This is a genomic window from Streptomyces sp. SudanB25_2051 (assembly GCF_964272635.1).
Lineage (GTDB): Bacteria > Actinomycetota > Actinomycetes > Streptomycetales > Streptomycetaceae > Streptomyces.
In genome coordinates, this window is record NZ_OZ186787.1 from 4982250 (window position 1) to 4995473 (window position 13224).

General features: G+C 74.4%; 10 protein-coding genes. 4 read left to right on the forward strand and 6 right to left on the reverse strand.

What is annotated here, in order from left to right:
* Window positions 1-55: 55 nt before the first annotated feature.
* Together ACSUPT_RS22415 and ACSUPT_RS22420 are read left to right on the forward strand one after the other, a co-directional pair.
* Window positions 56-250, forward strand: a complete 195-nt coding sequence (locus ACSUPT_RS22415; RefSeq protein WP_351965077.1) for a DUF3046 domain-containing protein — start codon at window positions 56-58, stop codon at window positions 248-250.
* 80 nt (window positions 251-330) lie between these two features.
* Window positions 331-1662, forward strand: coding sequence for an AI-2E family transporter (locus ACSUPT_RS22420; RefSeq protein WP_436945370.1), 1332 nt, complete (start codon window positions 331-333; stop codon window positions 1660-1662).
* A gap of 43 nt (window positions 1663-1705) precedes the next feature.
* Here the strand turns inward: ACSUPT_RS22420 and ACSUPT_RS22425 are convergent, their stop codons facing one another.
* The 5 genes from ACSUPT_RS22425 to ACSUPT_RS22445 form a co-directional block, all read right to left on the reverse strand.
* The gene (locus tag ACSUPT_RS22425) at window positions 1706-4012 is read right to left on the reverse strand and encodes an MMPL family transporter (protein ID WP_436945371.1); all 2307 of its coding nucleotides are present in this window, start codon (window positions 4010-4012) and stop codon (window positions 1706-1708) included.
* A 37-nt stretch (window positions 4013-4049) separates the two neighbouring features.
* A complete protein-coding gene (locus tag ACSUPT_RS22430) occupies window positions 4050-4835 on the reverse strand; it encodes a cytochrome d ubiquinol oxidase subunit II (protein ID WP_365726265.1) in 786 nt (261 codons plus the stop codon).
* A gap of 15 nt (window positions 4836-4850) precedes the next feature.
* A complete protein-coding gene (locus tag ACSUPT_RS22435) occupies window positions 4851-6158 on the reverse strand; it encodes a cytochrome ubiquinol oxidase subunit I (RefSeq protein WP_436945372.1) in 1308 nt (435 codons plus the stop codon).
* Between the two features lie 386 nt (window positions 6159-6544).
* Window positions 6545-7213: a response regulator transcription factor gene (locus ACSUPT_RS22440; RefSeq protein WP_351965072.1), complete on the reverse strand. Its 669-nt coding sequence runs from the start codon at window positions 7211-7213 to the stop codon at window positions 6545-6547.
* Window positions 7210-8430: a sensor histidine kinase gene (locus ACSUPT_RS22445; RefSeq protein WP_351965071.1), complete on the reverse strand. Its 1221-nt coding sequence runs from the start codon at window positions 8428-8430 to the stop codon at window positions 7210-7212. Before ACSUPT_RS22445 ends, ACSUPT_RS22440 begins: the two co-directional genes overlap by 4 nt.
* Before the next feature lie 445 nt (window positions 8431-8875).
* Between ACSUPT_RS22445 and recA the strand changes: the two genes are divergently transcribed.
* Window positions 8876-10006 (forward strand): recombinase RecA, encoded by a 1131-nt coding sequence (recA, locus tag ACSUPT_RS22450; protein WP_351965070.1) that lies wholly within the window; start codon window positions 8876-8878, stop codon window positions 10004-10006.
* A 3-nt stretch (window positions 10007-10009) separates the two neighbouring features.
* On the forward strand, window positions 10010-10579 hold the full coding sequence (gene recX, locus ACSUPT_RS22455) for a recombination regulator RecX (protein ID WP_436945373.1): 570 nt from the start codon (window positions 10010-10012) through the stop codon (window positions 10577-10579).
* A 582-nt stretch (window positions 10580-11161) separates the two neighbouring features.
* Here recX and ACSUPT_RS22460 read toward each other — a convergent pair.
* Complete coding sequence (locus tag ACSUPT_RS22460) at window positions 11162-13021, reverse strand: FAD-dependent monooxygenase (RefSeq protein WP_436945374.1); 1860 nt, start codon at window positions 13019-13021, stop codon at window positions 11162-11164.
* Between the last annotated feature and the right edge of the window lie 203 nt (window positions 13022-13224).

Consider the following 13224-nt stretch of genomic DNA (forward strand, 5'->3'; position numbering starts at 1 on the left):
CTCCCCGCAAGCGGCCCCGGCCGGTGTGCACTCTCAGGAGCGGGATACTGGGCACATGCGGTTGACGATTTTCTGGGAGCGGATGGCGGACCACTTCGGCGAGGCGTACGCCGAGTCCTTCGCCCGCGACCATGTGATGTCCGAGCTGGGCGGGCGGACGGTCCACGAGGCGCTCGACGCCGGCTGGGAGGCGAAGGACGTGTGGCGCGCGGTGTGCGCCGCCGTCGACGTCCCCGTGGACAAGCGCTGATCCGGCCGCCCGGACGCCATGCCGGGCCGGTTGTCCACAGGGCCGAGCGCGGTGTCGTACGCGTAGGCGACACTTGGCCCGTGGCCTCGAAAGACCAGACCCCGAACAACGCCCCCGACACCGAGAAGACCAGCGAGCCCGCCGCCGACGCGGCGGGCTCGGCGGTCGCCGCGTCGACCGGCGCTGCGGCCGGGACGACGGCCGCACCGACCGGCTCGCCCACACCGGCGGCTCCTCCCGCCGCACCCGCCCGGCCCGTCGCGGCCCCCGGCCGGATGCCGCGCTGGCTGCCCAAGGCGATGGTGCTCGCGCTGGCCCTCTACGCCTGCTTCCAGCTGGGCAGCTGGGCCTTCCACCAGCTCATCGGACTGCTGATCAACATCCTGATCGCGTTCTTCCTCGCCCTGGCCGTCGAGCCCGCCGTGGGCCGCATGGCCGCACGGGGCATGCGCCGGGGCCTCGCGACCTTCCTGGTGTTCCTCGGCGTCCTCGTCGTCAGCGTCGGCTTCGTCGTGCTCCTCGGGTCGATGCTCGCCGGCCAGATCGTCGACATGGTCGAGGACATCCCCAAGTACCTCGACTCGCTGATCAACTGGATCAACCACACGTTCCACACCGAGCTCTCGCGGGTCGCCGTCCAGGACAGCCTGCTGCGCTCCGACTGGCTGCGGCAGTACGTGGAGAACAGCGCCAGCGGCGTGCTGGACGTCTCGGCCACGGTCCTCGGCGGTCTCTTCAAACTGCTGACGATCTTCCTGTTCTCGTTCTACTTCGCCGCCGACGGCCCCCGGCTGCGCCGCGCGCTCTGCTCGGTCCTGCCGCCGGCGAAGCAGGCGGAGGTGCTGCGGGCGTGGGAGATCGCCGTCGACAAGACCGGCGGCTATCTCTACTCGCGCGGCCTGATGGCGCTGGCGTCCGGCGTGTCGCACTACATCCTGCTGGAGTTCCTGGGCGTCCCCTACGCGCCCGCGCTCGCCGTGTGGGTCGGCCTGGTGTCGCAGTTCCTGCCCACCATCGGCACCTATCTGGCGGGCGCCCTGCCGATGCTGATCGCGTTCACCGTCGCCCCCTGGTACGCGCTGTGGGTGCTGGCGTTCGTCGTCGTGTACCAGCAGTTCGAGAACTACCTGCTGCAGCCGAAGCTGACCGCCAGGACCGTCGACATCCACCCGGCGGTCGCCTTCGGCTCGGTCGTCGCGGGCACGGCGCTGCTCGGCGCGGTCGGGGCGCTGATAGCCATCCCGGCGGTCGCCACGCTGCAGGCGTTCCTCGGCGCGTACGTGAAGCGGTACGCGGTGACGGAGGACCCGCGCGTGCACGGCCACCGGCGGCACGGCGAGATGGTGCTGGCCAGGCTCCAGCGGGCGCTGCGCACCGGGCGCGACCAGGCGCCGCCCGAGGACGGCGCCTGATCCGGGACGCCGCCCCCGGAGCCGTACGGGGGCGGCGCGGGCCTCAGTGGCGCTCCAGCTCCACCTCCGGCAGGGCGCGGCGCAGCCAGGACGGCAGCCACCAGGCGCGCCGTCCCAGCACCTGCATCACGGCGGGGACGATCAGGCAGCGGATGACGACCGCGTCCAGCAGGATCGCCACGGCCAGTCCGAGGCCGAACTGCTGGAGCATCCGGTCATCGCTCAGCATGAACGCGGCGAACACCACGATCATGATGGCGGCGGCCGCGGTGATGACCCGGCCCGTGGCGGCCAGGCCCTCCCGCACGGCGCTCTGGTGGTCCAGGCCGCGCCGCCACTCCTCGTGGACGCGGGACAGCAGGAACACCTCGTAGTCCATGGAGAGCCCGAAGACGATCGCGAAGATCATCACAGGGATGAACGCCTCGATGGGTCCCTCCTCGACGCCGAACCAGCCGTGCTGGAACACCAGCGTGATCACACCGAGCGCCGCCCCGATGCTCACCAGGTTCAGCAGCGCGGCCTTCACGGGGATCAGCACCGACCGGAACACGGCGAGCAGCAGCAGGGCGGACAGGCCGACGACGATCGCCACGAACAGCGGCATCCGCTCGGCGACGGTCGCCGCGAAGTCCTCCGTGGCGGCGGTCGGTCCGCCGACCAGCACGTCCGCGCCGGACGCGCGCTCCACGGGCGGCAGCACATCGGAGCGCAGCCGCTCGACCAGCTCGGCCGTCGCCTCGTCCTGCGGCGCGGAGGACGGGAAGACCAGCACCGTCGCCACCGGGCCGCCCGCCGCCGAGCCACCACCGCGCCGGTCGCCGCCCGCCGCCGCGCCACCGCTGGGGACCCGGTCGCCGCCCGCCGCCGGGAACGGTCCGGCCAGCGCCGTGACGCCCGGCACGCCGTCCAGGGCGTCCCGCACGGCCGCCCCCGCAGCCATGGCGTCGCCGCCCGCGCCGGCCGCCGGTCCGGAGCCGCCGGCCCCCTCGCTGGCGGAGCCCCCGGCGCGGCCCGCCTCCACGACGACGACCAGCGGGCCGTTGAAGCCGGGCCCGAACCCGTCGGCGAGCATGTCGTACGCCCGCCGGCTGGAGGACGCGGCCGGATCGTTGCCCGCGTCCGCGAAGCCCAGCCGCATGCCGGCCGCGGGCGCCGCCAGCGCGCCCAGCGCGACGAGCGACACCAGCAGGGCCGCGCCCGGGCGCCGCTGCACCCCGGCCGCCCAGCGCCGCCACCCGGCGCCCTCGTCCCGGCCGCCCCGCGCCGCCCGCCGCTCCACGCGACGCGCCACCTGGCGGGCGATCCGCGCCCCGAACACGCCGAGCAGCGCGGGCAGCAGCGTCAGCGACGCCGCCATGGTCACCAGGACGGTCAGCGCGACGGCGAGCGCCACACCCTGGAGCGAACCGAGGCCCAGCGCCACCAGACCCATCAGGGCGATGATCACCGTGCAGCCCGCGAAGAACACCGTGCGGCCCGCCGCGTCCAGCGCGGCCCGTGTGGCGCGCTCCGGCGAGGCACCCGCCAGCAGCTCGCCCCGGTACCGGGAGAAGACCAGCAGCGCGTAGTCGATCCCGACCCCCAGCCCCACCAGCATCATCACCGGCGGAGTGAAATCCGCGACCGTCGCCAGGTGCGAGGCGAGCGCGATCAGCCCGATCGAACCGGCCACCGCGAACACCGCCGTGATCACCGGCAGGCTCGCCGCCACCAGCGACCCGAACAGGAACACCAGGATCACCAGCGCGCCCAGGATGCCCGCGCCCTCTGCCGCGCCGCCCCCGCCCTCCTCGGCGCCGCGCACCGCGTCACCGCCGACCGCCGTCTGCAAGCCGTCGCCGGCGGCCCGGTCGACCGTGCTGAGGAGCTTCCGCACCTGTTCCTGCGGCACGTTCTCCGCCGACTCCGCCCACGTCACCGTCGCGTAGCCGACCGCCCCGTCCCGCGAGACGGCCGCGGTGTCCTCGTACGGGCTCCGCACGCCGGTGACCCCCGGCAGCTCCGCGACCGTGCCCAGGAGCGCCTCGACGCGCCTTTGCACGGCGGCGTCCCGCACCCCGTCCGCGTCGTCGGACCGCACGACGATCTGCACCGTCGCACCGGCCTGCGCGGCTCCGTGCCGCTCCAGGACCGTCCTGGCCCGCTGCGAGTCCGTGCCCGGCAGCGAGAAGTCGTTGTGGTAGCCGCTGCCGACGGCCGACGAGGCCGCGGTGATCCCCGCCACCAGCACCACCCACAGCAGTACGGCACCCCAGCGGTGGCGGTACGAGAAGGCCGCCAGGCGCTCGAAGACGCTGGCGCGCCCCGGCTCGGCCGCCCGTTCCCCGACCGCATCCTTCGTGATCATGTGCACGTCCTTTCGGCAGAGGGCTCCGCGAGCCCGGTCACAGGTAGGAGGGGCCGGTCACGCGGCGGCGGAACGCCCACCACGTCCAGGCCTGTACGGCGACGAGCAGCGGCGTCACCACGAGCAGGGCAGGAACGAGCAGCGCGAGCGTCGCCCCGTCCGCCGCGGACCGGGCCAGGGGAAGCGCCGCCCCGGCGGCCACCGGGACGCACGCCATCAGGGCGCCGGTCAGCGCGAACGACTGCCAGGAGCGCGTACGCCCCACCAGCCGCCGGGCCCGCTCGTACGGCAGTCCCGTGAGCCGGGCCGCGGCGAAGCCCAGCCCGTGCGCGGCGAATAGCGCGGCGACGGCGACCGCCGTGACTACCGCCACGGCCCCGCCCGCCGCCCGCTCCGGCGTGCCGCTCAGCACCCCCGCCAGCAGCCAGCCCCACGCGAGGGCCACCGTCCAGCTGCCGCACACGACCGCGCCGTCGCACCCCGCCCGCCAGGCCCGCCCCGCCCGGCCGGTCACCCGCCCCCGCATCCACAGACCGGCGTCGCGGACGACCCAGCCCACCAGCAGCGGGACGACCACGGCGAACTGGCCGCTCAGCAGCTCGCCCTCCAGGACCGGGAAACAACCCACCAGCAGACCGGCGGTGGCGACCAGCCACACCTCGTTGCCCAGGAAGAACGGCGCGAACGAGGCGATGACGAGCCGCCGCTCACGGTCGGTGCGCCCCAGGTACGGCGCGACCATCCCGGTCCCGATGTCCGCGCCGGCGAGGACGAAGTAGCCCGCGGCGTAGAAGCCGAGCAGGGCGATGGCGAGGGTCTCCACGGAAAGCTCCTTCGGTCAGTAGCGCGGCGCGGGCAGGGCGTCGGCGGGGTCTACGCGGCTGTCGCCGTCCGCTGCGGGCCGCTCGTCCCGGCCCAGGCCCACGTCGGCGGGGCCGCGCCGCGCGTGGCGCACCAGCAGCCATGTGTTGACGACGGCGAGCAGCGCGAACAGCGCGGTGAAGGCCACGAGGGAGGTGCGCATCGCGGCGGGGGACAGGTCGGAGACCGCGTCCTCGGTCTTCAGCAGCCCGTACACCACCCACGGCTGGCGGCCCGCCTCGCGGAAGACCCAGCCGCTGATCATGGCGATGTAGGGCAGGGGGACGGCCGCGATCAGCGCCACGTGCCAGAGCCGGAACCGGAAGACGGCCCTTCGGAAGAAGGCCAGGACGAACCCGGCGAGCGTGAAGTACATCATCAGACCGAAGGCGATCATCATGATCAGCGCGGCGCCCCTGGTCCACGCCTCCGACGGGATGTAGTCACCCGGCCCGAAGCGGGCGGTCAGCTCCGCCTGGAGCCGTGCCAGCTCCGCCGTGTCGTCGCGCAACACCGCCGACTTCACGGGCTGCAGCGTCGCGATGGACTGCAGCTGCAGCCCGCCGAAGACCGCCGTGACCATCGCGGCGGGAAACGACAGGAACACCCCGATCCGCAGGCCGCGCCCGAAGAACGCCCACTCGGGGGTCCTGCGGAACAGGTGGTACGCGCTGACGGCCGCCATGAAGAACCCGGCCGTGACCAGCGCGCCGGCCATGATGTGCCCGAACGCCAGCAGGGCGCTCGGGTTCGTCAGCACGGCCACCGGGTCGTCGAGGACCACCTGCCCGTCCTCCACGCGGTGGCCGACGGGATTGTTCAGGAAGCCGTTCGACACGAGGATCCAGTACGCCGACGCGTACGCGGTGAGCGTGACGATCCAGATGGCCGCGAGGTGCGTCCAGCGGCCCATCCGGTTCCAGCCGAAGATCCACAGGCCGAGGAACGTCGACTCCACGAAGAACGCCACGATCGTCTCCACGGCGAGCGACGCCCCGAGGACGTTGCCCGCGTGGTGCGTCAGACCGCTCCAGCTCAGGCCGAACTGGAACTCCATGACGATGCCCGTGACGATGCCGACTGCGTAGTTGATGACGTACAGCTGCCCCCAGAAGCGCACCTGGCGGGCGTCCGGTTCGCTGCCGCTGACGGCCGCCTTCGTCTGCAGGCAGGCGATGACCGTGGCGAGGCCCAGGGTGAGGGCGACGAACAGGAAGTGGCCGCCCGCGGTGAGCGCGAACTGCAGCCGGGCGAGGTCGAGGACTTCCGAGGCGTCTGGATTCACGCGGACAGCGTCGGATCACGGCTGCGTCCCCGTCGTCACCCGCCGGTGGGCAGTGCCCCTACCCCAGCGGTTGCGGGTCGCCCCGGCGGCGTACACCGGTGGTTGCGCCGGAGGGCCCGCCGGGTCAGGGGGAAGTCAGGGATGGCATCAGGGTCCGGGGCCGCGTCCCCCGGCAGCGGGCGGCCGGACGCCCTCAGGGACCGGCGCGTCGTCGGACCGGCGCGCTCAGGGGCGTACGCCCTCACCGCCGGGCGCCCTCAGGGCCGGACGCCCTCAGGGCCGGACGCCTCGGGGTCGGGTGTGTCTTCGGGGCGGTGCCTGGAGGGCGGACGCGCTGAGGGCGAGGCCCCCGCGGGCCCGGCCCCCTCGGGGCCGGGCGCCCCGCGTCAGGCGAGCCAGCCGGGCGTGATCATGCCCGACTCGTACGCGAGGATCACCAGCTGCGCGCGGTCGCGGACGTCCAGCTTGGTCATGATCCGGCTGACGTGGGTCTTGGCCGTGGCGGGCGACAGCACCAGCCGCTGCGCGATCTCGTCGTTGGTCAGCCCCGCCCCGACCAGGCCCATCACCTCGCGCTCCCGTTCCGTCAGCGCGTTGAGCCGGGGGCTCGGGTCCGGCCGCCGGCCGCCGCGCCCCGCGAACTCGGCGATCAGCCGGCGGGTCACCGCCGGGGCGATCAGCGCGTCGCCGCGCGCCACCACCCGGACGCCGTGCAGCAGCTCCATCGGCTCGGTGTCCTTCACCAGGAAGCCCGAAGCGCCCGCCCGCAGGGCCCCGTACACGTAGTCGTCCATGTCGAAGGTCGTGAGGATGACCACCCGCACCCCTTCGAGACGCGGGTCCCCGGTGATCCGTCGCGTGGCCTCCAGGCCGTCCGTGCCGGGCATGCGGATGTCCATCAGGACGACGTCCGGGCGCAGCTCCCGCGCCAGGGCGACGGCCTGCTCGCCGTCGGCGGCCTCGCCCACGACCTCGATGTCCGCCTCGTCGGCGAGGATCGACCGGAACCCGGCCCGTACGAGGGTCTGGTCGTCGGCGAGCACGACGCGGATCATTCGGTCCCCCTGGTGGTGAGGCTGCTGGTGAACGGCAGGCGGGCAAAGACCCGGAAGCCGCGGCCGGTGTTCCCCGCGGTGAGCTCGCCGCCGAAGGCACGCGCCCGCTCGGCCATACCGCGCAGGCCGCTGCCGTGCGCCCCGGCGTCGGGCGCGCCCTCCCCGTCGTCCTCGATGCGCAGCTCCAGCGCGTCGTCCGCCCAGGACAGTGTGACCAGGGCCGTACGGGCGCGCGCGTGGCGGGTCACGTTCGTCAGCGACTCCTGCACGATGCGGTACGCGGCCAGGTCCAGTGCGGGCGGCAGCGGTCGGGGCGTGCCCTCCGTGCGGGCCGTGACGTCCAGACCGGCGGCGCGGGCCCGGCCGACGAGCTCGTCCAGCCGGTCCAGGCCGGAGACGGGCGCGGTGGGCGCCTCCTCGTCGGCCTGGCGGAGCGCCCCGAGCGTGCCGCGCAACTCGCGCAGGGCGTCCTTGCTGGTCGCCTTGACCGCCTCCAGCGCCTCCGCCGCGGCGGGCAGGGCCTCGGCGGGCTCGGGCTTCTTGGCCAGCCGGTGCAGGGCCGCGCTCGACTGGACGTTGATCAAGGAAAGGCTGTGGCCCAGCACGTCGTGTACTTCGCGCGCGATGCGCAGCCTCTCCTCGGTGGCGCTCTGCCGGGCGCGGGCCTCCTGCTCCCGCTCCGCCGCCAGGGCGCGCTGCTCCACCTCGTGGAGGTAGGCGAGCCGGGTCCGCTGGGCACGGCCGACGGCGACCAGGCTGATCAGCCAGCCGGCCAGCATCACCAGGGACGTGTCGTCGATCTGGCGCCGTCCCTCGTCCTGGCGGATCTCGCCCAGCCCGACGGCGAGCAGCGTCACGGAGGCCAGGGCGACGGCGGCCACGAACCGCCCCTCGGCAGCCGTCGTGTACAGGGCCAGCGCGAACGTGACCATGAGCGGCCCGTCATACGAGCTCGTCGGGTAGTAGAGCGCCGAGGCGAGCAGGGTGACGACGGCGACGGCGACCGGTCTGCGGCGCCGGAACAGCAGCGCCCCGCACCCCACGGCGACGATGAGCCAGCCGAGGACCGTACGGGACAGCGGCTCGCTCCCGGAGGGCGCGGACGCGATCGACAGGGCCGTCCAGCCGGCCACGAAGGCGGTGACGACGGCGGTCACGGCCAGGTCGGCCGTCCGCGCGGTCACCCGGCCGCGTCGCACGGGGGAGGGGAGGGCCATGCCAGGAAGGATAGGCGCCCGGCGGCCGCGCCCGAGCGCATCGGGCGTGCCGCCCCGGCCCGCCCACCAGGGTCCGGCCTGCCCGGCACCCCTGCCCCCAGGGCCCCGGCCGCCCCGGGGTCCCGGTCTGCCCAGGGCCCCGGCCGCCCCGCCGTCCCCGGCCGCCCCGGCGTCCCCGGTCGGCTCGGGGTCCGAGCCTGCCCTGCGGCACGTCGGCGCCCCCGACCCGTGGCCCGGGCCACCTGGTCCGGAGGTTGTCCACAGCCGGTGTGGCTCGCTTGACACTAAAATCGAACATCCATTCTTATGGGGGCGTGGCCTGGTCCTCCGTGCGATGAGGCGGGGGTTATCCACAGGCCGGGAGGCACGTCGAGGCGCATTGTCAGTGGCAGGGGTTAGCGTCTTTGACGTGAAGCGATCGACTCAAGCAAACCGGGTGGAACCCATGGCAGGAACCGACCGCGAGAAGGCGCTCGACGCCGCGCTCGCACAGATTGAACGGCAATTCGGCAAGGGCGCCGTGATGCGCATGGGCGAGCGGTCGAAGGAGCCCATCGAGGTCATCCCGACCGGCTCGACCGCGCTCGACGTGGCGCTCGGCGTCGGTGGCCTGCCGCGCGGCCGTGTGGTGGAGATCTACGGACCGGAGTCCTCCGGTAAGACGACCCTGACCCTGCACGCCGTGGCCAACGCGCAGAAGGCCGGCGGCCAGGTCGCCTTCGTCGACGCGGAGCACGCGCTCGACCCCGAGTACGCGCGCAAGCTCGGCGTCGACATCGACAACCTGATCCTCTCCCAGCCGGACAACGGCGAGCAGGCCCTCGAGATCGTGGACATGCTCGTCCGCTCCGGCGCGCTCGACCTGATCGTCATCGACTCCGTCGCCGCGCTCGTGCCGCGCGCGGAGATCGAGGGCGAGATGGGCGACTCGCACGTGGGCCTCCAGGCCCGCCTGATGAGCCAGGCGCTCCGGAAGATCACCAGCGCGCTCAACCAGTCCAAGACCACGGCGATCTTCATCAACCAGCTCCGCGAGAAGATCGGTGTGATGTTCGGCTCGCCGGAGACCACGACCGGTGGCCGCGCACTGAAGTTCTACGCCTCGGTGCGCATCGACATCCGCCGCATCGAGACGCTCAAGGACGGCACGGACGCGGTCGGCAACCGCACCCGCTGCAAGGTCGTCAAGAACAAGGTCGCCCCGCCCTTCAAGCAGGCGGAGTTCGACATCCTCTACGGCGAGGGCATCAGCCGCGAGGGCGGCCTGATCGACATGGGCGTCGAGCACGGCTTCATCCGCAAGGCCGGCGCCTGGTACACGTACGAGGGCGACCAGCTCGGCCAGGGCAAGGAGAACGCCCGCAACTTCCTCAAGGACAATCCCGACCTCGCCAACGAGATCGAGAAGAAGATCAAGGAGAAGCTGGGCGTGGGTGTCCGGCCGGACGCCGCAGCGGCGGAGCCGGCCCCGGACGCCGCGGGCGCGGCGGACACCCCGGCCGACGCCACGAAGTCGGTGCCCGCACCGGCGGTGAAGGCGACCAAGGCGACCAAGGCCACAGCGGCCAAGGCGTAACCCATGGCCCGGCGCACCGAATGGCCGGGCGGCAGCACCGACTCGTCGAGGGCCGAGAAGGAGTTGCCGCCCCAGGACCCGGCTGAGCAGGCGCGGGCGATCTGCCTGCGCCTGCTCACCGGGATGCCGCGCACCCGCAAGCAACTCGCGGACGCGCTGCACAAGCGGGGCATCCCGGAGGACGTCGCGGAGGACGTCCTGTCCCGCTTCGAGGACGTCGGACTGATCGACGACGCGGCGTTCGCCGGGGCCTGGGTGGAGTCCCGGCACCACGGGCGGGGCCTGGCCCGTCGCGCCCTCGCCCGGGAGCTGCGGACCAAGGGCGTCGACTCCGCCGTGATCGACGAGGCGGTCGGGCAGCTCGACGCCGATCAGGAGGAGGCGACGGCCCGCGAGCTCGTCCAGCGCAAGCTGCGCTCCACACGCGGCCTCGACCGGGACCGCCGCCTGCGCCGCCTCGCCGGCATGCTCGCCCGCAAGGGCTACCCCGAGGGCCTCGCCCTCCGGGTGGTCCGCCGCGCCCTGGAGGAGGAGGGCGAGGACACGGAGGACCTGGACCTCGACGGGACCTGACCGACTGATCGCGGGGGCGGGCCGCGGCAGTCGGCCGACATCACCGGGCAGGGCGGGCCCGGGGCCGACAGGTCGGGCGGCCGCCCGACGCACCCACGATGTGGACCGCCGGCCCGAGAGCTCTGCGCACCGATTGCCCGCCGCGAGCTTCACGCACGGCCCGCCCGCGACAGCTCTGCGCCCGGACCGCCCATCCGCGCGCCCTACGCACTGACCGCCCGCCCGCGCGCTGTGGGTACATGCCCGCCGCGAGCCCTGTGCACCGACCGCGCGCGGATTCTGTGTACCGCCCGGCCGCCCGGCGCGCGGCCGCCCGGCGCTCTGCACACCGCCCGCCCACGCGCTCTGGGCACCGAGCACCCGTGCCGGGAGCTCGGTGCACCCATCGCCCATGTGGGGCCAGCGCGCCCAGCCGCCGCCACCGCGCCCGTACTTGGGTGGGTCCACCTGCCCCTGTCGGGCCGGCCGTGGTCCGAGCAGCCGTCGGCGCCGCCCCCGCCAGCGCCGCCCCCGCACCAGGTGGGCCAGCCCCGGATGTGGGCCAGTCCCTGATGTGGATCCCGCCCATGTCGGGCGGGGCGCTCAGTGGGCCTGGGCAGTCGCCTCCTCAGGGGCTTCGGCGGGCGCCTGACCGGGGGCGTTGCCGCGCAGGGCCTCCGCCGCCGCGTGGAGGGACGGAGGGTGGACGCCCGTGAAAGCGGCGGCCAGGTGGCCGTCGGGGCGTACCAGCAGCACCGTGTGGGCGGCCGCGCCCGGGTACGCCTCCGTGACCAGCAGTTCGCCCCGCAGCGGCAGCGTCCGTACCGTCTCGGCCAGCCGGGGCATGACACCGGCGGTCACCCAGTGGCGCCGGTCCCACACCCCCGTGCCCGGCGCGACCAGCACGACGAGCAGCCCACGCCCCAGCCGGTCCCGGAGCCACCCCGTCGTGCCGTCCGGCGCGGTCACCGGCACATCCGCGACCGGGGCGCCCGCCGCGGTACCGACCTCCACGGCGCCCTCCGGGTCCAGAGGCGCCAGCGGCGAGTGCGGGTACGCGGGAGGGGCGCCCAGCGGGCCTCGGCCCAGGTGCCCGTCCGTCAGCAGTGCGTCATGCTGCCGGGCACCGCCCCGCAGGTACGTCCGCAGTCCGCCCCCGCCCCGCAGAACGGGCAGCGACTGGTCCGCGGCCCGCAGCCGCGCGGCGACGGCGGTGCGCCGCTCCGCCTGATAGCTGTCCAGCAGTACCTCGGCCGGGCCGCCGTCATGCCACGCCTCGGCGAGCTTCCACGCCAGGTTCTCCACGTCGCGCAGTCCCTCGTCCAGGCCCTGCGTGCCCAGCGCACCCAGCAGATGCGCCGCGTCCCCCGCCAGGAACGCCCGGTCCACGCGCCAGCGCCGGGCGAGCCGGTGGTGCAGGGTGTAGACGCCCGTGTCGACCAGTTCGTACGCGGGCGTGTCGTCGCACCAGCCCGCCAGCGTCTCCCGGATCTGCGCCACCAGCGCCTCCGGCGTCACCAGGTCGCCACGCGGCGGCAGCAGCCAGTCCAGCCGCCAGCCGTCGCCGGGGAGCGGGCGCGCCGTCACCTCATCGCCGCCGCCCCGCCACGGCGGCCGCCGGTGCAGCACGCCCTCGCCGGGCCACGGCAGTCCGACGCGGAGCATCGCGACGGCGTGCCGTTCCACCGCCGTGCGCCCGGCAAAGCGGATGTCCAGCAGCTTGCGGACCGTCGAGCGCGCCCCGTCGCAGCCCACCACATGGCTCCCGCGCCACCACGTCTCCTGCCGCCCCCGCGTGTGGACCGCCACGCCGGTCGCGTCCTGCTCCAGCGCGTCGACGCGGCACTCCGTGACGACCCGCACGAGCCGGGCGGCAGGCCCCGTCGACAGGGCGGTACGCAGCGCGGCGGTCAGCGCGTGCTGCGGGATGTGCAGCGGCGTCGCCGCGTACCCGGCCGCGGCCTCCTCGCCGTCCTCGTCGGTCGCCCCCGCGGGCGCACCCATGACGCCGCCGCCCGTACCGGGCGCCCTGTCGACGCCCGCCCCGGCCCTGGCGGGGGCCACCCTGCCGCGCGGTCCGGCGGCCGCCACGCCATCGGACGCGGACCCCGGCCGCGCACCGCCCCGCTCGGACGCGTCGAACGGGCCGGATGCCTCGGTGGCGGCCCCGCCGGTCCCCGCGCCGTCATCCGTCTCCGCGAAGACCACCCGGTGGACGAGCTGGCGGCGCCGCATCGAGCGCCACCCGGTCCAGCGCACGCCGTCGGCGCGCAGCGCACCGGCGCAGCCGAGCCGTTCCACGAACCCGGCGGTGTCGGCGCGCAGCACCACCGTGCGGGCGGGCCGGTACTCGTCCTCGCCGGTCCCCTCGTCCAGTACCACCGAGGGCACGTCCCGGGCGGCCAGAGCCAGGGCGAGCGCGAGTCCGACCGGACCCGCGCCCACGATGATCACCGGGTCCACGGCGTGACTCCTGTGGCTCCTGAGACTCGGATGGCCCTCCGATGAACAGGGGAAACGCATGAATATACGACTGGAACCCGGTGAGTGATCACAGAACGTATGCAACCCACTGCTCGTGCTTGCGTCAAGTGACGGGGCAGTGAGGGGCGGACGCGCGAAGGGGCGGCGGCCCCTCGGCCACCGCCCCTTCACACGATCCCGCG

Bases quoted from the DNA above. Each gene is read 5' to 3' on its own strand.
- ACSUPT_RS22415 (WP_351965077.1), top strand. From the start codon at position 56: ATGCGGTTGACGATTTTCTGGGAGCGGATGGCGGACCACTTCGGCGAG.
- ACSUPT_RS22425 (WP_436945371.1), bottom strand. From the start codon at position 4,012: ATGATCACGAAGGATGCGGTCGGGGAACGGGCGGCCGAGCCGGGGCGC.
- ACSUPT_RS22440 (WP_351965072.1), bottom strand. From the start codon at position 7,213: ATGATCCGCGTCGTGCTCGCCGACGACCAGACCCTCGTACGGGCCGGG.
- ACSUPT_RS22445 (WP_351965071.1), bottom strand. From the start codon at position 8,430: ATGGCCCTCCCCTCCCCCGTGCGACGCGGCCGGGTGACCGCGCGGACG.
- recA (WP_351965070.1), top strand. From the start codon at position 8,876: ATGGCAGGAACCGACCGCGAGAAGGCGCTCGACGCCGCGCTCGCACAG.
- recX (WP_436945373.1), top strand. From the start codon at position 10,010: ATGGCCCGGCGCACCGAATGGCCGGGCGGCAGCACCGACTCGTCGAGG.